At 74.9% G+C, this 20,156-nt stretch carries 22 protein-coding genes; 13 read left to right on the top strand and 9 right to left on the bottom strand.

Annotation, left to right across the window (positions count from 1 at the left end; all coding sequences use genetic code 11):
* Positions 1-247 precede the first annotated feature (247 nt).
* The 4 genes from ABWU78_RS17540 (at position 248) to ABWU78_RS17555 (ending at position 4,610) form a co-directional block, all read left to right on the top strand.
* Positions 248-2,176 carry a DUF4914 family protein gene (locus ABWU78_RS17540; RefSeq protein ID WP_439159064.1) on the top strand — a complete coding sequence of 643 codons (1,929 nt, stop codon included), beginning with the start codon at positions 248-250 and terminating at the stop codon, positions 2,174-2,176.
* A 115-nt stretch (positions 2,177-2,291) separates the two neighbouring features.
* Positions 2,292-3,290 (top strand): TIGR03557 family F420-dependent LLM class oxidoreductase, encoded by a 999-nt coding sequence (locus ABWU78_RS17545; RefSeq protein WP_253051237.1) that lies wholly within the window; start codon positions 2,292-2,294, stop codon positions 3,288-3,290.
* A complete protein-coding gene (cofE, locus tag ABWU78_RS17550) occupies positions 3,287-4,162 on the top strand; it encodes a coenzyme F420-0:L-glutamate ligase (protein WP_439159065.1) in 876 nt (291 codons plus the stop codon). Before ABWU78_RS17545 ends, cofE begins: the two co-directional genes overlap by 4 nt.
* Before the next feature lie 64 nt (positions 4,163-4,226).
* Positions 4,227-4,610: a hypothetical protein gene (locus ABWU78_RS17555; RefSeq protein WP_439159066.1), complete on the top strand. Its 384-nt coding sequence runs from the start codon at positions 4,227-4,229 to the stop codon at positions 4,608-4,610.
* 36 nt (positions 4,611-4,646) lie between these two features.
* Here the strand turns inward: ABWU78_RS17555 and ABWU78_RS17560 are convergent, their stop codons facing one another.
* The 3 genes from ABWU78_RS17560 to ABWU78_RS17570 form a co-directional block, all read right to left on the bottom strand.
* Positions 4,647-5,012, bottom strand: coding sequence for a VOC family protein (locus ABWU78_RS17560; RefSeq protein WP_439159067.1), 366 nt, complete (start codon positions 5,010-5,012; stop codon positions 4,647-4,649).
* 84 nt (positions 5,013-5,096) lie between these two features.
* A complete protein-coding gene (locus tag ABWU78_RS17565) occupies positions 5,097-6,311 on the bottom strand; it encodes an AI-2E family transporter (protein WP_439159068.1) in 1,215 nt (404 codons plus the stop codon).
* A gap of 88 nt (positions 6,312-6,399) precedes the next feature.
* A complete protein-coding gene (locus ABWU78_RS17570; RefSeq protein WP_439159069.1) occupies positions 6,400-7,014 on the bottom strand; it encodes an HhH-GPD-type base excision DNA repair protein in 615 nt (204 codons plus the stop codon).
* Positions 7,015-7,257: 243 nt separating this feature from the next.
* Between ABWU78_RS17570 and ABWU78_RS17575 the strand changes: the two genes are divergently transcribed.
* Positions 7,258-8,508 carry a chitinase gene (locus ABWU78_RS17575; RefSeq protein WP_439159070.1) on the top strand — a complete coding sequence of 417 codons (1,251 nt, stop codon included), beginning with the start codon at positions 7,258-7,260 and terminating at the stop codon, positions 8,506-8,508.
* Between the two features lie 99 nt (positions 8,509-8,607).
* On the opposite strand, the gene ABWU78_RS17580 is transcribed toward ABWU78_RS17575, so the two are convergent.
* Entirely contained in the window at positions 8,608-9,030 is a 423-nt protein-coding gene (locus ABWU78_RS17580; RefSeq protein ID WP_439159071.1) for a nitroreductase family deazaflavin-dependent oxidoreductase, read from the bottom strand.
* Positions 9,031-9,080: 50 nt separating this feature from the next.
* On the opposite strand from ABWU78_RS17580, the gene ABWU78_RS17585 reads away from it, so the two are divergent.
* The gene (locus ABWU78_RS17585) at positions 9,081-9,584 is read left to right on the top strand and encodes a metallophosphoesterase family protein (protein ID WP_353708102.1); all 504 of its coding nucleotides are present in this window, start codon (positions 9,081-9,083) and stop codon (positions 9,582-9,584) included.
* 6 nt (positions 9,585-9,590) lie between these two features.
* Here ABWU78_RS17585 and ABWU78_RS17590 read toward each other — a convergent pair whose 3' ends face one another.
* Complete coding sequence (locus ABWU78_RS17590) at positions 9,591-10,541, bottom strand: AraC family transcriptional regulator (RefSeq protein ID WP_253051245.1); 951 nt, start codon at positions 10,539-10,541, stop codon at positions 9,591-9,593.
* A gap of 163 nt (positions 10,542-10,704) precedes the next feature.
* Between ABWU78_RS17590 and ABWU78_RS17595 the strand changes: the two genes are divergently transcribed.
* The 4 genes from ABWU78_RS17595 (at position 10,705) to ABWU78_RS17610 (ending at position 13,017) form a co-directional block, all read left to right on the top strand.
* Complete coding sequence (locus ABWU78_RS17595) at positions 10,705-11,610, top strand: NAD(P)H-binding protein (protein ID WP_353708103.1); 906 nt, start codon at positions 10,705-10,707, stop codon at positions 11,608-11,610.
* Positions 11,607-12,077, top strand: a complete 471-nt coding sequence (locus ABWU78_RS17600; RefSeq protein ID WP_253051247.1) for an anthrone oxygenase family protein — start codon at positions 11,607-11,609, stop codon at positions 12,075-12,077. The genes ABWU78_RS17595 and ABWU78_RS17600 overlap by 4 nt, the downstream gene beginning before the upstream one ends.
* 62 nt (positions 12,078-12,139) lie before the next feature.
* The gene (locus tag ABWU78_RS17605; RefSeq protein ID WP_439159072.1) at positions 12,140-12,589 is read left to right on the top strand and encodes a CoA-binding protein; all 450 of its coding nucleotides are present in this window, start codon (positions 12,140-12,142) and stop codon (positions 12,587-12,589) included.
* Positions 12,590-12,591: 2 nt separating this feature from the next.
* Positions 12,592-13,017 (top strand): TIGR03667 family PPOX class F420-dependent oxidoreductase, encoded by a 426-nt coding sequence (locus ABWU78_RS17610; protein WP_439159073.1) that lies wholly within the window; start codon positions 12,592-12,594, stop codon positions 13,015-13,017.
* 58 nt (positions 13,018-13,075) lie between these two features.
* Here the strand turns inward: ABWU78_RS17610 and ABWU78_RS17615 are convergent, their stop codons facing one another.
* The 4 genes from ABWU78_RS17615 to ABWU78_RS17630 are packed head-to-tail and all read right to left on the bottom strand — an operon-like array spanning position 13,076 to position 16,669.
* Positions 13,076-13,609, bottom strand: a complete 534-nt coding sequence (locus tag ABWU78_RS17615) for a hypothetical protein (protein ID WP_439159074.1) — start codon at positions 13,607-13,609, stop codon at positions 13,076-13,078.
* Between the two features lie 26 nt (positions 13,610-13,635).
* Positions 13,636-14,535: a putative F420-0 ABC transporter ATP-binding protein gene (locus ABWU78_RS17620; RefSeq protein WP_439159075.1), complete on the bottom strand. Its 900-nt coding sequence runs from the start codon at positions 14,533-14,535 to the stop codon at positions 13,636-13,638.
* Entirely contained in the window at positions 14,532-15,617 is a 1,086-nt protein-coding gene (locus tag ABWU78_RS17625) for a putative F420-0 ABC transporter permease subunit (RefSeq protein WP_439159076.1), read from the bottom strand. The genes ABWU78_RS17620 and ABWU78_RS17625 overlap by 4 nt, the downstream gene beginning before the upstream one ends.
* Positions 15,614-16,669 (bottom strand): putative F420-0 ABC transporter substrate-binding protein, encoded by a 1,056-nt coding sequence (locus ABWU78_RS17630; RefSeq protein ID WP_439159077.1) that lies wholly within the window; start codon positions 16,667-16,669, stop codon positions 15,614-15,616. The genes ABWU78_RS17625 and ABWU78_RS17630 overlap by 4 nt, the downstream gene beginning before the upstream one ends.
* Before the next feature lie 229 nt (positions 16,670-16,898).
* Between ABWU78_RS17630 and ABWU78_RS17635 the strand changes: the two genes are divergently transcribed.
* The 3 genes from ABWU78_RS17635 to ABWU78_RS17645 all read left to right on the top strand — a co-directional run bounded on the left by ABWU78_RS17635 (position 16,899) and on the right by ABWU78_RS17645 (position 19,974).
* Positions 16,899-17,714, top strand: coding sequence for an SDR family oxidoreductase (locus ABWU78_RS17635; protein WP_253051253.1), 816 nt, complete (start codon positions 16,899-16,901; stop codon positions 17,712-17,714).
* An 87-nt stretch (positions 17,715-17,801) separates the two neighbouring features.
* Entirely contained in the window at positions 17,802-19,388 is a 1,587-nt protein-coding gene (locus ABWU78_RS17640; RefSeq protein ID WP_439159078.1) for a molybdopterin-dependent oxidoreductase, read from the top strand.
* 319 nt (positions 19,389-19,707) lie between these two features.
* Entirely contained in the window at positions 19,708-19,974 is a 267-nt protein-coding gene (locus ABWU78_RS17645; RefSeq protein ID WP_439159079.1) for a hypothetical protein, read from the top strand.
* Positions 19,975-20,156 lie beyond the last annotated feature (182 nt).

A 20,156-nucleotide genomic window follows, 5' to 3' on the forward strand; every position in this document is an offset into this window, starting at 1 on the left:
GGTCCACGGGCTCCACGAGGGCTCGCGTGTCGAGGGTCGCGCGGGGCGGGGGAGAGGTGCTCACCGGCGAGAGGCTATCGGGGGTCCGCGCGGCGCGGGGGGTCGCGGCCGGATCGGCGGGGCACGTCACAACGGGTCCAAGGTCCCTGGGGGTGATTGGTCATCGGCTCGTAACCTGCACGCAAAGACACGGGTGCTCGTGGGCGCACCTCGATCTCGTCCCTCGCGCCGACCACCGGGAGCAACCATGACCCTCACGACCACCGACCGCGCGCGCACGACCGGCGCCCTGCCACCGGGCGTCGTCCTCCCGCCCGCGCTCGAGGGGGCGCTCGCGGCGTGCCCGGACCTCGTCGTGCCGTCCTCGCGCGAGGAGCTCTACCGCCTCGCGCTCGGCCCTGGCGGCGGTCCGCGGTTCGTCGTGGAGTACGACGCCGACGGCACCCTCGTCCCCGAGGCCGAGGTGGTGCGCTGCCGGAACGGCGTCGCGGTGAACTACCCCGAGGACTACATGCGCCGGCGCGACCCGGACTGCATGCGCATCGCCGACGACCTGCCCACCGACAAGCCGCGCTACCGCGACGTCTTCGGTGCGGAGTTCGCCCCGGTCAAGGACGAGACGCTCGCGTGGCTCGCGACCCAGGAGCTGGTGGTCGTGCCGTTCCGCGCGGGGGGACGCACCCACGGCTACCCGTCCCTCGCCGTCTGCCCGGCCAACGCGGCGTTCTTCGCCCTCGCGCTCGTCGACCTGCAGGGCTGGACCACGTTCGACGAGCTCGGGCCGTTCGAGCCGCGCTCTATCCTCTACGTCGCCCCGCCGTTCCGCCACACGCGGTTCGGCGGGCGCCAGGTCGTCGTGCACGACCGCTCCGAGACGCTGCACGAGGTGTTCGCCTACAACCTGTACCCCGGTCCGAGCGCGAAGAAGGGCGTGTTCTCGGTCCTGCTCGACGTGGGCGAGCGCGAGGGCTGGGTCACCGCGCACGCGTCGTCGGTCCGCGTCACCACGCCGTACGAGAACGAGACCGTCGTCATGCACGAGGGCGCGTCGGGCGGCGGCAAGTCCGAGATGTGCCAGGAGATCCGGCGTCAGGAGGACGGCCGGATCCTGCTGGGCACGAACGTCGTGACCGACGAGCCGTACGTCATCACGCTCGGGGAGACGAGCGCGCTCGACCCCGTCACCGACGACATGACCCTGTGCCACGCCGGGCTCCAGACCGGCGACGGTCGCCTCGTCGTCACGGACGCGGAGGAGGGGTGGTTCGTGCGGGTCGACAACCTCACCGGCTACGGCCAGGACGCCCACCTGGAGCGCGCGTGCATCCACCCGGACGTCCCGCTCGTGTTCTTCAACATCGACGGCGTTCCCGACGCCACGGTGCTGCCCTGGGAGCACACGCTCGACTCGGACGGCCGGCGCTGCCCCAACCCGCGCGTCGTCGTGCCCCGCCACCTGCTCACCGGCGTCGCCGGGCCGGCCGAGGTCGACGTCCGCACGTTCGGCGCCCGCATGCCGGCCTGCACCCGGGACCACCCGACCTACGGGATCATGGGCATGACCCACGTCGTCCCCGCCTCCCTCGCGTGGATCTGGCGGCTCGTCGCGCCGCGCGGGGACAAGAACCCGTCGATCGGCGAGTCGCGCTCGGCGACGGAGGCGCTGGCCCACGGCGGCATGGTCGCGGAGGGCGTCGGGTCGTACTGGCCGTTCGCGACCGGGACCAAGGTCGCGGCCGCGAACCTCCTGCTGCGCCAGTTCGTGGAGACGGACCGGACCCGGTACGTCCTGACGCCCAACCAGCACATCGGCGCGTACAAGGTCGACTTCGCCGCGGAGTGGCTGACCCGCGAGTACCTCGCCCGTCGCGGGGGCGGGCGCCTGCGCCCCGAGGAGCTCACCCCGGCCCGCTGCCCGCTGTTCGGGTACACGCTCACCGAGATGAAGATCGACGGCCAGCTCGTGCGGCCGACGTTCCTGCGGCCCGAGCTGCAGTCCCAGGTGGGGATCGAGGCCTACGACACCGGGGCGCGGATCATCACCGACTTCTTCGCGAGCGAGCTCCGGCAGTTCCTCACCGACGGCCTCGACCCGCTGGGACGGCAGATCATCGAGGTGTGCCTGCGCAACGGCTCCGTCGAGGAGTACGAGGCGCTGACCCCGCTGTACGTCTGACCCGGGCGCTCCGGAGGGCCGTGGGAGCGCCGGGCGCGGACGTCGTCGTGAGGCGGCGGCCGCGCCCGGCGCGACCGGCGGCCCGGGCGGGCTCGAGGGGGGTTAGGGTCGGCTCATGGGTCTGACGATCGGCTATGCCGCGATGCTGGAGCAGTTCCACCCGACCGAGGCCGTCGCGCTCTCGGCCTACGCGGAGGAGCACGGCTTCTCCGGCACCATGGCGGCCGACCACTTCCAGCCGTGGGTCCCCGCGCAGGGCGAGTCGTCGTTCGTCTGGAACGTGCTCACCGCGCTCGGCGAGCGCACGAGGGGCGACCTCGGCCCGGGCGTCACGGCGCCGACGTTCCGCTGGCACCCCGCGATGGTGGCCCAGGCGTCGGCGACGCTCGCCGCGATGTACCCCGGGCGGCACTGGCTCGGCCTGGGCTCGGGCGAGGCGCTCAACGAGCACGTGGTCGCGGGCTACTGGCCGGAGGCGCCCGAGCGCATCAACCGCATGTTCGAGGCGATCGACGTCATCAAGAAGCTGTTCCAGTCCGGGCTCGACAACAAGGACGTCAAGCACTCCGGGCAGTTCTACAAGATGGAGTCCACGCGGCTGTGGACCATGCCCGAGGTCCCGCCGGAGATCCTCGTGGCCACGGCGGGCCCGGTGACGGCGAAGCGCGCCGGGCGGCACGCGGACGGCCTCATCACGGTCGGTGCGCCGCTGGAGAAGATCTCCATGCTGTTCGGCAAGTTCGACGACGGCGTCCGTGAGTCCGGCCGGGACCCGCAGGCGATGCCCAAGGTGCTGCAGCTCCACCTGTCCTGGGCGGCGACCGACGAGGAGGCGCTCGCGAACGCGATGACCGAGTGGCCCAACGGCGGCATGAAGTTCCCCAAGGCCGACATCCGCTCGCCGCACGACTTCGAGCAGATGGCCAAGCTCGTGCGCCCCGAGGACTTCGAGGGCCGCATGGTCATCTCGGCCGACCCCGACGAGCACCGCGCGTACATCCAGAAGTTCGTCGACCTCGGCTTCGACCGGATCTACCTCCACAACGTGGGCCGCAACCAGCGGGAGTGGATCGAGGTCTTCGGTCGCGAGGTCCTTCCGAAGCTGGCGCGATGACCTCCGGCGGCACGGGCGCGGTCGTGCCCGACGGCAGCGCGCGCGAGGGCGACGACGCGCGCCTGTCCGTGTGGGCGCCGTCGGGCCTGGGCGAGGTGCGCCCGGGCGACGACCTCGCCGCGCTCGTCGGCGACCTGCTCGCCGGGGCGCCGCCGGGCGACGCGCTCGCCGAGGGCGACGTCGTCGTGGTGACGAGCAAGGTCGTGTCCAAGGCAGAGGGCCGCGTGGTCGCCGCCGCCGACCGCGAGCAGGCGATCACCGACGAGACGGTGCGCGTGGTCGCGACGCGCGAGCGCCCGGGCCAGCCTCCGCTGCGCATCGTCGAGAACCACCTGGGCCTGGTCATGGCCGCGGCCGGGGTCGACGCCTCCAACACCCCCGACGGGACGGTGCTCCTGCTCCCGCTCGACCCGGACGCCTCGGCCCGGGCGCTGCGGGCCGCGCTGCGCGACCGGTTCGGGCTCGACCGTCTGGGCGTCGTCGTCACCGACACCGCGGGTCGTGCGTGGCGCGACGGGCTGGTCGACGTCGCGATCGGTGCGGCGGGGATCGTCGTGGCCGAGGACCTGCGCGGCGGGACGGACGCGCACGGCCGTCCCCTCTCCGTGACGGTCACGGCCGTCGCCGACGAGGTGGCCTCCGCGAGCGAGCTGGTGCGCGGCAAGACGGCGGGCCGTCCGGTCGCCGTCGTGCGAGGGCTGGGCCGGTACGTGGGCGACGACGACGGCCCGGGTGCGCGCGCGCTCGTCCGGCCCTCCGCCGACGACCTCTTCCGGGAGGGGAGCGCCGAGGCCTACGACCGCGGCTATCGCGACGGGTTCGGCGAGGGCTTCCGCGAGGGGTCGGGGAACGAGCCCCTCCCCGCCCGCTGAGCGGCGGCACCCGGAGGGCGGCAATGTGCTGGCTCGCGGACGGCCGGCGGGCTAGCCTGCCGGGATGCTGCCCGCCGAGTGGATCCCGCACCGCCGCCCCGACGACCGCGAGCACGTGGGCTGGATCCGTCCCGAGGGCGATGCCTGGGTCGCGGTGTCGCTCCTCGGGCGCGAGCTGACCGGCCCGGTGGGCTGGCTCGAGGCGGAGGAGGCGCTGGACGGGCTCAGCCTCGCGTGGCTGGCCGACGTGTGGATGCTCGAGCGGGAGGACGCGCCGCCCCTGCGCGTCCGGCTCGTGGAGGTCACGCCGGACGGCGTGGTCGTGCAGACCGACGACTTCGGCGCGATCGACGTCCCCGTGGAGCGCTACGACCTCCCGTGGCCGCCCCCGCCCACGCTCCGGCCCCGACGGCCGGGCGACCCGGACGGTCGCGTGCTGTCGCCCTGACCGCGACGACCGCCCGGGTGGGGACGCCCGGCGTGGTCAGCCCGCGTCCGTCGTGCCCTCGTAGAGGCCGATCTGGTTCCCGTCGGCGTCCTCGAACGACGCCCACCACGACGTCGGGCTGATCTCGGACTTCTCCAGGACCACACGGCCCCCGAGCTCGCGCACCTTCGCGAGCGTGTCCTCGATCGAGTCGACCTCGACGTAGCTGCGCGGGGTGGTGAACCCCTCGGACCGCGGGGCGAGACCGCCGCCGCTGATCTTGTTCGGCGCCTGCCACATGGGGTAGCCCTCGAAGCCCGGGACCTCCGCGATCTGCCAGCCGAAGAGCTCACCGTAGAACTGCGTGGCCCGGCCGCTGTCGCTCACCGGGATGTCGATGTGCGTGATGTCTCCGTGCGCCATGGTTCCTCCCCGTGCCGGTGACGGGCGGACACCCGCCGTCTGCCAGCCTAGGGACCGTGGACGGGGTCGCAACAGGGTGCGCGGCTACGCCGTCTCCGGGGCAGGCGCGTCGTCCGCCGCCGAACCCTCAGGCTGGACCTGAGGGTCACGCTCGGTCTCCGCGTCCCGGGGCGAGGGCGCCTCGACACGCTCCGCCGCGGTCGGACCGTCGATTTCCGCCGCGCCGGGCGCCGGGTCCGTCCCACGGGCGCGGGGCACGTCGTCGCCGGAGAGCCAGCGCAGCCAGCCCGAGCCGGGGTCGGGCTCCAGGACGAGCGCGCGCACGAGGAGCGTGAGCGGGATCGCGAGGATCGCGCCGAGCGGACCGATGACGAACGTCCAGAACACGACGGAGACGAAGCTGAGGGTCAGGCTGAGGTTCACGGCGTCCGCCACGAACTTGGGCTGGACGAGCACCTGGAGCACGACGTTCACGACGCAGTAGACCGCGACGACGGCGAGCGCGAGCTGCCACCCCCCGACGACGAACGCCATGATCGCGGGCGGCACGAGGCCGAGCACGAAGCCGATGTTGGGGATGAAGTTCGTGACGAACGCGAGGATCGCCCACACCGTCGGCGCGGGGACGGAGAGCAGCCAGAGCGCGACGCCGTCGACGATCGCGACGACCGCGCCGAACGACGCGTTGACGACGAAGTAGCGCCGCACGCCGCCGCTGAACCGGGCCGCGCGGTCGATCGTCGCGGCGCGCTCGGTGCCGAACACCGTGGTCGCGGTCGAGTACCGCGCGGCGTCCGCCGCCATGAAGATCGCGTAGGCGAGCACGAAGAAGAAGGCGGTCGCGATCCCGAGCGCCATGCCCGACACGTTCCCGGCGAGGCTGAGGACCCGGGCGGGCTCCAGCCACGACGTCGCCGCCTCCGCGACGTCCGTGTCGATCCCGACGGCGGAGAGCTGGTCGACGACGTCCTCGACCGAGCGCACGAGCGCCGGCAGGTACTCGCGCACCAGGTCGGCGAACCGGAAGCCCGCGAACACGAGCATCGCGACGAGCACGGCGAGGATGAGGTACGCGACCACGACGACCGCCGTCGTCGCGGCCCACCGCGGCCAGCCCCGGCGCTCGAGCGGGAAGCGCACGGGGTGGCAGATGATGACGATCACGGCCGCGAGGAGCAGCGGCGCGAGCACCTCCCGTGCCGTGTGGACACCGGCGAGCACGACGACGCCCGCCGCGAGAGCCAGCAGCGTGCGGGTGGAGGGTGGCAGCGCCGGGGCGCGCGACGTCGTCGTGGTCACGCGCCGACGATAGCGGCCGGGCGTCGCCGCGCACGCGGACGTCCGTCGCGGTGCGGCCGGTGGTGCGACCCGCGACGCCCCCGCCGGGTCAGGCCTTCGCGGCCTTCGCGGCCTTCGCCGCGGCCTTCTGCGCCTTCTTGAACGTGCGGACCTCCGCGAGCGACTCCGCGCTCGTGACGTCGGCGATGGACCGGCGCGACCCCTCGTCGCCGTAGTGGCCCGCCGCCTCCCGCCACCCTGCGGGCTGCACGCCGCGCTGCTTGCCGAGCAGCGCGAGGAAGATCCGGGCCTTCTGGTCGCCGTACCCGGGCAGCGCGCGCAGCCGGGCGAGGACCTCCGCGCCGGTCGGCGCCGCCGTGCCGTCGTCGCCGGCGCCGGGCGCGGTCCAGATCCGGGTCGCGTCGCCGTCGTACTCGTCGACGACGACGCGCGCCAGGTCCTGCACCCGGGCCGCCATGGAGCGCCCGTACCGGTGGATGGCCGGGGGCGTCGTCGCGAGCGTGACGAACGCGTCGGGGTCCGCCTCCGCGACGGCGCGCGGGTCGATGGAGCCGAGGCGGTCGCGGATCTTGCGCGGTCCCGCGAACGCGTGCTCCATGGGGTACTGCTGGTCGAGGAGCATGCCGACGAGGAGGGCGAACGCGTCGTCGCTGAGGAGCGCGTCCGCGTCGGGGTCGCCGGTGATCCAGAGCTGGTCGGTCATGCCGTCCATCATGGCAGGACGGCGGCGCCTCCGTCCGGTCGCGGGTCTCGCGGAGCCGCGCGGGGTCGTCGCCCGGGGCATCCGTATACGGGGTGCTACGGACGCGTAGATCGCGAAAGATACGCAATCGCACCGATGGGCGCGGGTCGCGGACGCCGTAGCGTCGATCCGTCGGTCGCCCGCTGCGCCGACGTCTCCCGCACCCGGCGCCACGGACGACGCCGGCCTGGACCGGAGGTTCCCATGTTCCGAAGGAAGCTGCTCACGCTCGCGACCACGACGGCGCTCGCCGTCGGCGCGGCCGTCGGCCTCGCCGCGCAGCCGGCGTCCGCCGCGACGCCGATCCCCGACCACGTGTTCTCGCCGTACTACGAGATGTGGCTGGGCGACGACATCAGCGCGGTGTCCCAGCAGGCCGGCGCCGACCACATCACGCTGGCGTTCGCCCAGACCGAGCGGCAGGGGTCGTGCACGCTCTACTGGAACGGCGACACGTCGCTGCCGATCGCGCCGTCGAGCTTCGGCGCCCAGGTGGACGCGATCCAGGCGCGCGGCGGCAACGTGATCCCGTCCCTCGGCGGCTGGACGGCCGACGACGCGACCGAGGACGGGCAGCTCACGGAGCTGGCGGACTCGTGCACGGACGTCAACGCGATCGCGGCGCAGATCCAGAAGCTGATCACGACCTACGACGTCGAGCGCATCGACTTCGACATCGAGGCGGACTCGATCAACAGCAGCGCCGGCGTGGACCGTCGCAACAAGGCGCTGAAGATCGTCCAGGACTGGGCCAAGGCCAACGGCCGGACGTTCGAGGTGCAGTACACGCTGCCGACCACGACGCAGGGCCTGGCCGCGTCGGGCAAGAACCTGCTGCGCAACGCCGTGACGAACGGCGTCGAGGTCTCGGTCGTCAACGTCATGACGTTCGACTACTGGGAGGGCGACCGCGCGAACATGGCGCAGGACACCGTCACCGCGACGACCGGCCTGGTGAGCTTCCTCAAGACGATCTACCCGTCGAAGACGGACGCGCAGCTCTGGAACATGGTCGGCATCACGGAGATGATCGGCGTCTCCGACTGGGGCGTGGGGGAGACGTTCTCCCTCGCGAACGCGGACTCGGTGCTCGCCTTCGCGCGGCAGAAGGGCGTCGCCTACCTGTCGTTCTGGGCACTGCACCGCGACACCGGCGGCTGTGCCGGCGCGCAGACGACGCAGGACGACTGCTCCGGGCTGGCGCAGCAGAAGTTCGAGTTCTCGAAGAAGTTCGCGCCGTTCACCTCCGGCGCGACGGACCCGACCGACCCGACGGACCCCACCGACCCGACCGACCCGACCTGCACGGCGGCGCCGTGGAGCGCGTCGCAGGTGTACGTGGGCGGGACGACGGCGTCCTTCGAGGGACACACGTGGAAGGCCAAGTGGTGGACGCTCGGCGAGAAGCCCGGCGCCGCGACCTGGGGCCCGTGGGCCGACCTCGGCGCGTGCTGATCCGCTGGCGCTCGCGGACGCCCGGCCGGACCTCCGGCCGGGCGTCCGCCGTCTCGTGGTGCACGAGCGTCGACCGCAGGACGCGGCACGGGCGCGGTGCTACACGGACGTCGCGGTCGACGCGCGCAGCAGTCTCCCGGTCCGGAACTCGTCCACCCCCGTGCGGCGCAGGACGGCGCTCGTCCAGCCGGGCAGGAGCCGCAGCCCGTCCTCGCCCGTGACGCGGCGCAGGTCCTCGACGCGGAACTCCTCGCCCCGCCGCTCCAGCACGAACCCGCCCGCGGCGTCGACGTTGCGCACCCAGTCGACGTCCGGCCCGTACGTGAGCGCGAGGACGACGCGGACCGGCTCTCCCGGCGCGTCGCGGTACGCGAACGCGAAGACGGGCGTGCGGTAGACGCGGCCGCTGCGTCGGCCCACGTGGCGCGCGACCGCCATCGGCCCGACGCCGGTCGCGACGCGCAGCATCACGGGGTTGAGGAAGCGCTTGTTGCTGCGGGTCACCCAGCGAGGGATCGGCATGCCCCATCGTGGCCCGGCGCGGACCGTCCGCGCGACCTATCGTGAGACCCGTGCCGACCCGCCTGCTCCTGCTGAGCGACACCCACGTCCCCGTCCGGGCGCGGGCGCTCCCGGACCAGGTGTGGCGCGCGGTCGACGACGCCGACGTCGTGGTGCACGCGGGCGACTGGGTGAGCGCCGACCTGCTGGACGCGCTGGAGGCGCGGGCGTCCCGGCTGGTCGGGGTCGCCGGCAACAACGACGGCCCCGCGCTGCACGCGCGTCTGCCCGAGGTGGCGCGCGCGACGATCGACGGGCTGCGGCTCGTCGTCGTGCACGAGACGGGGACGAAGCAGGGGCGCGAGCGGCGCGCCGACGCCGCGTTCCCGGGCGCGGACCTCCTGGTCTTCGGGCACAGCCACGTCCCGTGGGACACGACCTCGCCGGGCGGGCTGCGGCTCCTCAACCCCGGGTCGCCGACGGACCGCCGTCGTCAGCCGGTCGGGACGTACCTCACGGCCGTCGTCGACGACGGCGTGCTCCGGGACGTCGCGCTCGTGCCGGTGCCGCGGTGAGCCGCCTCAGGCGGCGCCCGCGCGCGCCCGGTGCGCGGCGGGGCTCACGCCGCGCACGCGCTTGAAGGCGGCGCTCAGCGCGAACGGCGTCGCGTACCCGACCGCGCGTGCGACCGACGTCAGGGTGGCGTCGGGCTCCAGCAGGAGGTCCGCCGCGAGGTCGAGGCGCCAGCCGGTGAGGTAGCTCATCGGCGGCTCGCCGACGAGCGTGGTGAAGCGCCGCGAGAACGCCGCGCGCGACAGCCCGACCTCGCGCGCGAGCGCGTCCACGGTCCAGGCGCGGGCCGGGTCGTGGTGGATGAGGCGCAGCGCCGCGCCGACCACCGGATCCGCGTCGGCGCGGTACCAGCCGGGTGCGTCGTCGCGCGAGAGCCACGTGCGCAGGCACGAGATGAGGAGGAGGTCGAGCAGGCGGTCGAGCACCGCCTCCTGCCCGGGCAGGTCCTGGACGACCTCGCGCGCGAGCATCTCCACGAGCGTCCCGTCGACGTCGCCGCTGCGCAGCACCACGCGCTGCGGCAGGACGCGCAGGACGCGACGGCCCACCTCGCCGTCGAGCGGGTAGGTGCCCGTGATGATGACGGTCTCGCCACCGGGGTCGTTGCCCCACGACCGCACGCCGAGCACCGTCATGGGGGAGGGCCCGCCGTCGACCGCACGGCACATGTCGGACTCGGGCCCGATGACCACCTGGGGCGCGGTCGTCGGCGCGTCCGCCACGACGTAGTGGTCGGGGCCGCGCAGCAGGACGACGTCCCCCGCCCCGACGTGCTCGCCCGGGTCCGCGCCGTCGTCGCCCACGACCGGCCCGACCCAGCCCGAGCCGCGCAGCACGGGCACGATCGTCAGCGGCGCCTCGTCCTCGATGCGCATGCCCCACGGGGCGCGGAGGTGGCTGCGCAGGAGGAAGGCGCCGCGGGCGCGCGGCCCGTCGAGGAGCCCGGCGACGACGTCCATCCGGTCAGGGTACGCGCCGTCCCGGAGCCGCTGCCAGGGTCGAGGCGCCGCGGGGACGTGAGACGGTCGCGTATGGAGACGAGCGTCAGGGCCATGTCGCGTCTCGCCGGTGCCCGGTTGACTGGCATTCGTCCCCGCACCGACGCTCGACAGGAGAGACGCCATGAGCGCTACGACACCGAACCCGGTTCCCGCCTCGACCGACACCCCGACCGCTGCCCCGGCCCCCGGTCCGGTCCTGGTCCTCGGCGCGACGGGCAAGACCGGCCGCCGGGTCGCCGACCGCCTCGACGCCCTCGGGCTCCCCGTGCGGCGCGCGTCCCGCTCCGGGGCCGTCCGCTTCGACTGGGAGGACGAGACCACGTGGCGCCCCGCGGTCGCCGGGGCCGAGGCGGTGTACGCGGTCTACGTGCCCGACCTCGCGATCCCGGGCTCCCCGGAGACCGTCGCCCGGTTCGCGGCGCTCGCCCGGGAGGCGGGGGTGCGCCGCCTCGTCCTGCTCTCCGGCCGCGGCGAGGTCGAGGCGCAGCGCGCGGAGGTGCTGGTCGCCGAGGCGTTCCCCGGCCGCACCGTGGTCCGGTGCGCGTTCTTCGACCAGAACTTCAGCGAGAGCTTCCTGCTCGATCCCGTGCTCGACGGCGTCCTCGCGCTCCCGGTGGACCGGGTCGCCGAGCCGTTCGTCGACCTCGAGGACGTCGCCGACGTCGCGGTCGCGGCGCTCGTCGACGACGCGCACGCCGGCCGGGTCTACGAGCTCACCGGGCCGCGTGCGATCACGTTCGCCGAGGCGGTGGCGGAGATCGCGAGGGCGAGCGGGCACGACGTGCGGTTCGCGCCGATCACCATGGACGAGTTCGTCGCGGGGCTGCGGGCGATCGGGCTGCCCGACGACGTCGTGGGCCTCATGCGCTACCTCTTCACCGAGGTGCTCGACGGCCGCGGGACCCCGGTCGCCGACGGCGTCCGGCAGGCGTTGGGCCGCGAGCCGCGCGACTTCCGCGAGTTCGCGGTGCGCGAGGCCGCGACCTGGCCGGCGACGGTCACGTCGACGTCGGGGCAGCCCTCGTGAGCGCCTTCGCGGTGCTCGTCGTCGCGGGTGCGGTCGCGACGGGGCTCGCGGGCGGGGTGCTCTTCGCGTTCTCCACGTTCGTGATGGGCGGGCTGCGCCGCCTCCCCGCCGCCGACGGGGCCGCGGCCATGGTCGCGATCAACAAGGACGCGCTGCGCCCGCCGCTGATGCTCCTGCTCGCGGCCAGCGTGCTCGTGCCCGCCGCGGCGGCCGTCGTCGGCCTGGTCGGCGGGTCGCCCGGCGCGGTGCGGGCGCTCGCGGGCGCGGTGGTCTCCGCCGTCGGGATCCTCGGCGTCACGGCCGTGGGCAACGTCCCGCTCAACGAGCGTCTCGACGCGGCGGCGGAGCGGCCCGCGGACCTCGCCGCCGCGTGGGCCGCGTTCCTCCCGCGCTGGCTCGCGTGGAACCACGTGCGGACCGTCGCCGGCGCGGTGGCGACCGCGCTGCTGGCGGTCGCGCTCGTCTGAGGTGCCCGCGCGCCGGGCCTCCGTCGCGGAATAGCCACGGCGGGGGGCCGGTTGCGCACGACATGAGCGACGTCGCAGCGGCCGCGCCGGCCGACGAGCAGGAGACCATCCGTCGGGTGCTCGAGGGCACCGAGACCTGGGCCGTCGTCGGCCTGTCGAACAACACGTCGCGCGCCGCGTATGGCGTGGCGCGCGTGCTCCAGCAGCACGGCAAGCGCATCGTCCCCGTCCACCCGTCCGCGGAGACCGTGCACGAGGAGCAGGGCTACGCCACGCTCGCGGACGTCCCGTTCCCGGTCGACGTCGTCGACGTGTTCGTGCGCTCCGAGCTCGCGGGCGACGTCGCCGACCAGGCCGTCGCGATCGGCGCGAAGGCGGTCTGGTTCCAGCTCGACGTGATCGACGAGGACGCCGCGCAGCGCGTGCGCGACGCCGGGCTCGACATGGTCATGGACCGCTGCCCCGCGATCGAGCTGCCGCGCCTGGCCGCGACCACCACGAAGGAGGCGTGACCGTGCCCGCGATCGACACCACGTCCGACCTGGGCTCGCGCGCCGCGACCCGTCTCGCCGCCGAGCCGGTCCTGTGGTTCGTGACCGTCGACCCGCACGACGCCCCCCAGCCGACCCCCGTGTGGTTCGTGTGGGACCGGGCGGACGAGGTCGTGGTCAAGTCCCAGCCCCGCACCGCGAAGCTGCGCAACGTCCGCGGGAACCACCGCGTCGCGGTGCACCTCAACAGCACCCGGTCGGGGGACGACGTCGTCGTCCTCACCGGCACCGCCGCGATCGACGACGCCGGCCTCTCACCCGACGAGCGCGTCGCGTACGACGCGAAGTACGGCGAGGGGATCCGCGGCCTCGGCATGACTCCCGACGGCTTCCACGAGGACTACTCCGTCACCGTGCGCGTCCGTCTGGAGCGCCTCCGCGGCTACTGAGCGAGCACCGCGCCTCGGCCCGGCCGGTCAGGTGAAGACACGACCCGGAAGGCCGCGGTCAGCGGTCGAGGCGGGCGACCGCCAGCTCGAGCGCCGTGTCGAGCTCGTCCTTCGGGACGTGCACCTCGCCGATCGACATCGAGAAGGGAGGCTCGTCCAGTCCGAGGGCACGGGCCGCGGGCTCGAGGTCGAGGCCCGCGCCGTCCTCGGAGACCCCGGTCCTGACGTACACGGGCATGCCCGACACCTCGGGCAGCACGACCACGAGCACCGCGGCCAGCGCGTCCGGGTGCAGGTCGGGGCGTGGCGCGTCCTCGGCCGGCAGCAGGCTCACCCCGACACCCAGGTCGCACGCGCCCTCGCAGTTGCTCGAACCGGTGTACAGGCTCACCTCGACGGGGAGGCCCGCCTCGTCCAGCGCGTCCTGGACCCCGGGCAGGGCCCGTTCGACGTCCGCGTACGAGACGTTCGAGGTGTCGAACGGGGACCGGCCGTCGAGCAGCGCGCAGCCGGAGAGAGACACGGCGCAGGCCACGGCGAGCCCGGCCGCGGCGAGCGTCGGCGCACGACGGGGAACCAGCGAGAGACGCACCCGCCGAGGGTACGCGAGCGGGTCGCTCACTCCTGCGGCGCGAACGTGAGGACGGGTCGGCCCGTCCGGGGGTGGGTGAGCACCTCGCACCGCACGCCGTAGACCGGGTCGAGCACCTCGGGGACCAGGACCTCGCGCACGTCGCCCGCGGCGACGACCCGCCCGTCCGCCAGCACGACGACGTGGTCGCACGTCTGCGCCGCGAGGTTGAGGTCGTGGAGCGCGGCGAGGACGGTCACCCCGTCGTCGGCGAGGTCGCGCAGGACGCGCATCGTGTCGAGCTGCGCGGCGATGTCGAGGTGGTTGGTCGGCTCGTCGAGCAGGAGCAGCGCGGGCTCCTGCGCGAGCGCGCGCGCCAGGTGCACGCGCTGGCGCTCGCCGCCGGAGAGGGTCGCGACCTCCCGCTCGGCGAAGCCGGACATCCCGGCGCGGGCGAGCGCCGCGGCGGCCACCTCCCGGTCGTGCGCGGAGTCGCCCGCCAGGAGCGATCGGTGGGGGATGCGGCCCAGCAGGACGGCGTCGAGCACGGAGAGCGGGAGGTCGGTCGTCGCGTCCTGCTCGACGAGCGCGAGCACGCGCGCGCGTCGCCGCCGCGGCATCGTGAGCAGGTCCGCGCCGTCGAAGCGCGCCCGCGCGGCGTCGTCGGGCCCCGTGGACGGGGCGCGCACCCCCGCGAGCACGCGCAGGAGGGTCGACTTGCCGGAGCCGTTGGGCCCGAGCAGCCCGCTCACCGCGCCGGCCGGGGCGGTGCAGTCGACGCCGTCGAGGATCAGGCGACCGTCGACGGACCAGGACACGCGCGCGGCGTCGAGCCCGTCCGTGCCGTCGCGACCGGACGGGCTGGTCCCGTCGCCGAGGCGGTCCGGCACGGCGTCGGCGCCGACCGGGGGAGCCGCGTGCGCCGTCGTGCGCGTCGTCCCGCTCATGCGGCCTTCCTCCCTCGCCACAGGAGCAGCGCGAACACCGGCGCGCCGATCGCGGCCGTAACGATCCCGACAGGCAGCTCGCGAGGCGCGAACACCGTGCGCGCGAGCGTGTCCGCCCAGACGAGGAACGTCGCCCCGAACAGCGCGGAGAGCGGCAGGAGCAGCCGGTGCCGCGCGCCCGTGAGGAGCCGCACGGCGTGCGGCAGGATCAGGCCGACGAACCCGATGGACCCCGACTGGGAGACGAGCGCCCCGGTGAGCAGCGCGACGCCCACGAGCAGCGTCCAGCGCACGCGCGCGACGTCGACCCCGAGCGTGGACGCGGCGGTGTCGCCGAACGTGAAGGCGTCCAGCACGGAACCGGTCGACGCGAGCAGGGTCCCGAGCACGAGGGTCGCGCCGCCCGCGACCGCCACGGAGGTCCACGTCGCTCCGGCGACGGACCCCATGAGCCACGAGAGGATCTCGCGGTAGGAGTCGCCGGTCGCGGACCAGAAGATGACGAAGCTCGTCGCGGCCGCCGCGAGCTGGCTCACCGCGAGGCCCGCGAGCACGGTCCGCGTCGGCGTGAGCGCGCCGAGCGCGCCCGCGAGGCCGAGCGCCGCGACGAGCGCGAGCACGGCGCCCCCGAACGCCGCGACCGGCAGGAGCACGGTCCACCCGGCGACGAGCACGAGCACCGCGCCGAGCGACGCGCCCGACGACAGCCCGAGGAGGTACGGGTCCGCGAGGGGGTTGCGCGTGAGCGACTGCATGACGACGCCGCACACGGCGAGACCCGCGCCCACGGCCGCCGCGGTGAGCACGCGGGGGAGGCGGAGCTGCCACACCATGCCGTCCTGGAGGGCCCCGAGCGACTCGAGGCCGAGCAGCCCGCCGAGCCCGAGGTGCGTCGCGACGGAGCGCCACACGTCCCCGACCGCGAGGTCCGCCGGGCCGATCGTCACCGTGACGAGCACCGTCACGACGAGGGCGCCGACGCCGACCGGCACCCACCAGCCCGCGCCCCGGCGCGCGCCGGTCCCCGCGCCGTCCCGTCGGCCGGGCGGCGCGGGGGCGGGCCGGGTGCGCAGCGTGGTCACAGGCCGAGCGCCTCCAGCTGTGCCGCGAGGTCCACGACGGCGTCGACGTTGCGCACGCCGGCCTCGGTCGCCGGGAACGGGATCGTCAGGTAGCGGCCCTCGCGCACGGCCGTCATCTCGGCCGTCGCCGGGTTGGACTCGAGCCGCTCGATCTTCGCCTCGGCGGTGTTCCACGCGGCGTCGACGAGGACGAGGACGTCTGGGTCGGCGGCGATCGCCTCCTCCCACGCGTACGACGTCCAGGTGTCGTGCACGTCGCCCGCGACGTTCTCGAGGCCGACCGCGTCGAGGATCATCTGCGGCGCGCCGATGCCAGCGCCGACGTACGGGATGTCGTCGCCCGACGAGTACCACAGGGCGGTCAGGCCGCGGTCGTCGCGGACGACGCCGTCGAGCGTCGCGCGCTGCTCCGCGACGAGGTCCGCCGCGGCGTCCTGTGCGTCGAAGATCGTGCCGACCTCGGTGATCTCGGCGAACACGTCGTCGAACGTCAGCGGGTCGGGCATGTACTCCGGCGCCTTGCACGCGGCGGGGGAGACGTACGTCGCGACGCCGAGCTGCGCGAGCGTCTCGCGGTCGCCCGCGCCCTCCGCCGTGAGGTTGGACTCCCAGCCCGCGTAGACGAGGTCGGGCTCGGTCTCCAGGACCGCCTCCGCACCGGGCACCTGGTCCGAGAGCGGCTCTGCCACCGCGGGGACGTCCGCCGCGGCGTCGGCCAAGGACTCGGGGACCGGGCCGTCGGCGAACGCGCTCGCGACGATCCGGTCGCCCAGCCCGAGCGCGAGCAGCATCTCCGTCGTGCTCGACTTGATCGTGACCACGCGCTCCGGTGCCGCGTCGAACGTCACCTCGAACCCGCAGTCGTCGAGCGTGAGGGGGTAGGTGGTCGCCCTCGCGTCGCCCGTCGGCGTGGCGTCGCCGTCCGCGGTCGGGTCGTCGCCCGGTGCGGTGCCCGACGAGCAGGCGGCGAGCAGCAGGGCGAGCGTGGCGGTCGGGAGCGCGAGGACGGCGCGGCGGACGGGCTGGCGGTGCACGGTGCGGGACGAGGGCACGGGCGAGGTCTCCGGGGGTCGGGCGCGGTGCGGCGTGCTCTCGGTGGGCACGCCGCTGCGGCGGTGCGTTCTCGATGCCGACCGGCGAGCGCCGGCCGGGACCGACGCGTCATCTCGCGTCGCGCGGACCCGCGGCACAGATCCGTGCCGCCCGGACGGGCCAGTGCGGGGCCCGTGGTCCTCCGTCAGCCTAGTCCCTCCGGCGGTCCGTCGTGGCAGAGTGTCCGTCGTGACGGAGCCATCGAACCTGCCTGCCCAGAACCCCTCGACCGCACCGCTGCGCGCGGTGGTGACCGGCGCGTCGTCGGGCATCGGGGAGGCGTGCGTGCGGTACCTGCGCGCTCGCGGCTGGGACGTCGTCGCGTTCGCGCGGCGCGCGGACCGGCTCACGGAGGTCGCGGAGCGCACGGGCGCCCACCCGGTCGTCGGGGACGTCACGTCCGACGAGGACGTCGCGCGCCTCGTCGCGGAGGCGGGCGCGCGCGGGCCGGTGCACGCGCTGCTCAACATCGCCGGGTTCGGGCTCGGCGTCGACCACGTGGACGAGGCGAAGATCGACGAGTGGCGCGCGATGTACGAGACGAACGTGCTCGGCACCGTGCGCGTGACGAAGGCGTTCCTGCCCCTCCTGCGCGCGTCGCGGCGGGGCGACATCGTGCTCATGACGTCGACCGCGGGTCACGACACCTACGTCGGCGGGTCCGGCTACGTCGCGTCGAAGCATGCGCTGCTCGGGGTCGCCAAGACGCTCCGCCTCGAGCTGGTCGGCGAGCCGATCCGCGTCATCGAGATCGCGCCCGGCCTCGTGCACACGCCGGAGTTCTCGCTCAACCGCTACCACGGGGACCAGGCCGGGGCCGACGCCGTGTACGCCGGGGTCGTGGACCCGCTCACCGCCGACGACGTCGCCGACGTCGTGACCTTCGCCGTCACGCGCCCGCACCACGTCAACATCGACTCGCTGGTCCTGCGCCCCGTCGCCCAGGCGTCGACGTACTCCCTGTGGCGCGCCCCGCTCGTCCCCAAGGGCGTCGAGACCGCCTGAGCGACGACCCGCGGAGACGGCGCAGGGCCGAGGCCGTGGCGCGGAGCCCGTGACGGGCGTTCACTGGGAGCGACAGGAGGTCGGCGGATGGGCGGCGGTCGGAACGGTCGGGCGGGAGCGTGGGCCGCGCTCGCGGGGGTCGTGTGCGCGGCCGTCGGGTTCGCGGTCGCCGAGCTCGTCGCGGCGCTCGTCGGGCCGGGGTCCAGCCCGCTCTTCGCCGCGGGCGCCGGGGTGGTCGACGCCGTCCCCGGCCCGGTCAAGGACTGGGCGGTCGCGACGTTCGGGACCGCCGACAAGGCGGTGCTGCTCGGCGGCATGGGGGTCGTCCTCGCCGCGGGCGCGGCGCTCGCGGGCGGGCTCGAGCTGCGCCGTCCGCCGTGGGGTTCCCTGCTGCTGGGCGCCGTGGGAGCCGTCGGCGCCGTCGTGGCCGCGACGCGGCCCGGCGCGAGCGTCGCGTGGGCGCTGCCGTCGCTCGTCGGGGTCGGGGTCGCGGTCCTGCTGCTCCGGGCGTCCCTCGCGCCGCTGCGCGGCCCGTCGGACGCGGGGCTCCTCGCCGAGAGCGTCGCCGACGACGGCCGGGCGGTCACCGGGGTCCGTGGCCCGATGGACCGGCGCCGCTTCCTCCTCGTCACCGGCCTCGCCGCCGCGGCGGGCGTCGTCGCGCTCGCGACGTCCCGGGCGGTGTCGGCCGGGTCGCGCGCCGTCACGGCCGCGCGCGAGGCGCTGCGGCTGCCCTCCCCGGCGACGCCCGCCCCGGCCGTCCCCGCCGGGGCGGACCTGCGGGTGCCAGGCCTCGCGCCGTACGTGACGCCCAACGGCGACTTCTACCGGATCGACACCGCGCTGCGCGTGCCCCAGGTCGACCCCGCCTCGTGGACGCTGCGCGTGACCGGTCTCGTCGACGAGCCGTTCGAGCTCACGCTCGACGATCTGCTCGCGCTCCCGCTCACGGAGCACCACGTGACGCTCACGTGCGTGTCGAACGAGGTCGGCGGCGACCTCGTCGGCAACGCGCGGTGGCTCGGCTACCCCGTGCGCGAGCTGCTCGCGCGCGCCGGGGTGCGCGACGGCGCCGACATGGTCCTGTCCACGAGCGCCGACGGCTGGACCGCGAGCACCCCGCTCGACGTGCTCACCGACCCCGACCGCGCGTGCCTGCTCGCCGTCGGGATGAACGGCGAGCCGCTGCCCGCGGAGCACGGGTTCCCCGCGCGGCTCGTCGTCCCGGGGCTCTACGGCTACGTGTCCGCGACCAAGTGGGTCACCGAGCTCAAGGTCACGACGTTCGCCGACGACGTCGCGTACTGGTCCACGCGCGGCTGGTCCGAGCGCGGCCCGATCAAGCTCGCGTCGCGCGTCGACACGCCGCGCGCGGGGGCGCCGGTCCCGGCGGGCGTCGTGACCGTCGCGGGCGTCGCCTGGGCGCAGCACACGGGGATCGCGGGCGTGGAGGTCCGGGTCGACGACGGCACGTGGCGCCCGGCGACGCTCGCCGAGACGGTGGGCCCTGACACGTGGCGGCAGTGGTCGTTCGCCTGGGACGCCACGCCGGGCGAGCACCGCCTGACGGTCCGCGCGACCGACGCCGACGGCCGCGCGCAGACCGCCGACGTCGCCCCGCCCGCGCCCGACGGCGCGTCGGGGTGGCACGAGGTCACGGTCCGCGTGGACTGACGGGACCGCGTCCGGACCGTGGACGCGGAGTTGTCCGCCCGGGGTCCACCCTGGCACCATGTCCGCGTGACCTCCCCGCGCCCCACGAGCCGCACGCTCGTCGACGCGCGCCCGCAGGTCTCCTCCGCCACCTGTTGTTGAGGGCTCGCGGCGCCCTGCGCAGCCTCGACCTGGTGTCCGCGAGCAGCCTCCCGCCCCTCCCTCCTGACGAAGGGGCGTGACGGTCGCCGGTCTCGTGCCACGGGCTCATCGATGAGTCCCGCGCGACGCCGGGGTCTGCACCTCCGGACGCCCGCCGAGCACAGGACGCGAGACCACCATGTACGTTCCCCGGAGCTTTCCCCGCTACCGCCCGACGACGTCGCTCGCCGCCCAGTCGCGCGAGGCCGCCAGCCCGCCCGCCGCGACGACCGCCGTCGGGCACGACGCCCGCCCGCCGCTCACGCTCGAGTGGCTCGTCGCGCGGGACATCGACGCCTACACCGCGCGCCGCCGCGCGGCGGCTACCATGGACGCACAGGCGTCGACCCGGCCATCACCGGCGAGCCTCCGGAAGAACGGGACCCGCGCCGTCGGGCAGGCCTGACGGCCCCGCGGCCAGGTCCTCACTAGACCCGGACGGGTGGGCCCGTCACAGCCTGCGACGAGCGGTCGGCGACCGCCCGCCGGGCCCGACGGCGTCGGGCGCGGGGGAGGACGCCGGCAAGCGAGGTGGTACCGCGGCGAGCCCGCCCCTGGGTGGGGGAGTCGTCCTCGCAGGAGAGCACG

Origin of the sequence: Cellulosimicrobium sp. CpK407 (genome assembly GCF_051844275.1) — a bacterium.
GTDB classification, from domain to species: Bacteria; Actinomycetota; Actinomycetes; order Actinomycetales; family Cellulomonadaceae; genus Cellulosimicrobium; species Cellulosimicrobium cellulans_G.

What these genes read in the sequence shown, in the direction of transcription:
- ABWU78_RS17540 (WP_439159064.1), top strand. Translation starts at nt 248, where the DNA reads ATGACCCTCACGACCACCGACCGCGCGCGCACGACCGGCGCCCTGCCA.
- ABWU78_RS17645 (WP_439159079.1), top strand. Translation starts at nt 19,708, where the DNA reads ATGTACGTTCCCCGGAGCTTTCCCCGCTACCGCCCGACGACGTCGCTC.
- ABWU78_RS17570 (WP_439159069.1), bottom strand. Translation starts at nt 7,014, where the DNA reads ATGACCGACCAGCTCTGGATCACCGGCGACCCCGACGCGGACGCGCTC.
- ABWU78_RS17575 (WP_439159070.1), top strand. Translation starts at nt 7,258, where the DNA reads ATGTTCCGAAGGAAGCTGCTCACGCTCGCGACCACGACGGCGCTCGCC.
- ABWU78_RS17555 (WP_439159066.1), top strand. Translation starts at nt 4,227, where the DNA reads ATGCTGCCCGCCGAGTGGATCCCGCACCGCCGCCCCGACGACCGCGAG.
- ABWU78_RS17545 (WP_253051237.1), top strand. Translation starts at nt 2,292, where the DNA reads ATGGGTCTGACGATCGGCTATGCCGCGATGCTGGAGCAGTTCCACCCG.
- ABWU78_RS17560 (WP_439159067.1), bottom strand. Translation starts at nt 5,012, where the DNA reads ATGGCGCACGGAGACATCACGCACATCGACATCCCGGTGAGCGACAGC.
- ABWU78_RS17590 (WP_253051245.1), bottom strand. Translation starts at nt 10,541, where the DNA reads ATGGACGTCGTCGCCGGGCTCCTCGACGGGCCGCGCGCCCGCGGCGCC.
- ABWU78_RS17605 (WP_439159072.1), top strand. Translation starts at nt 12,140, where the DNA reads ATGAGCGACGTCGCAGCGGCCGCGCCGGCCGACGAGCAGGAGACCATC.
- ABWU78_RS17620 (WP_439159075.1), bottom strand. Translation starts at nt 14,535, where the DNA reads ATGAGCGGGACGACGCGCACGACGGCGCACGCGGCTCCCCCGGTCGGC.
- ABWU78_RS17595 (WP_353708103.1), top strand. Translation starts at nt 10,705, where the DNA reads ATGAGCGCTACGACACCGAACCCGGTTCCCGCCTCGACCGACACCCCG.
- ABWU78_RS17640 (WP_439159078.1), top strand. Translation starts at nt 17,802, where the DNA reads ATGGGCGGCGGTCGGAACGGTCGGGCGGGAGCGTGGGCCGCGCTCGCG.
- ABWU78_RS17580 (WP_439159071.1), bottom strand. Translation starts at nt 9,030, where the DNA reads ATGCCGATCCCTCGCTGGGTGACCCGCAGCAACAAGCGCTTCCTCAAC.
- cofE (WP_439159065.1), top strand. Translation starts at nt 3,287, where the DNA reads ATGACCTCCGGCGGCACGGGCGCGGTCGTGCCCGACGGCAGCGCGCGC.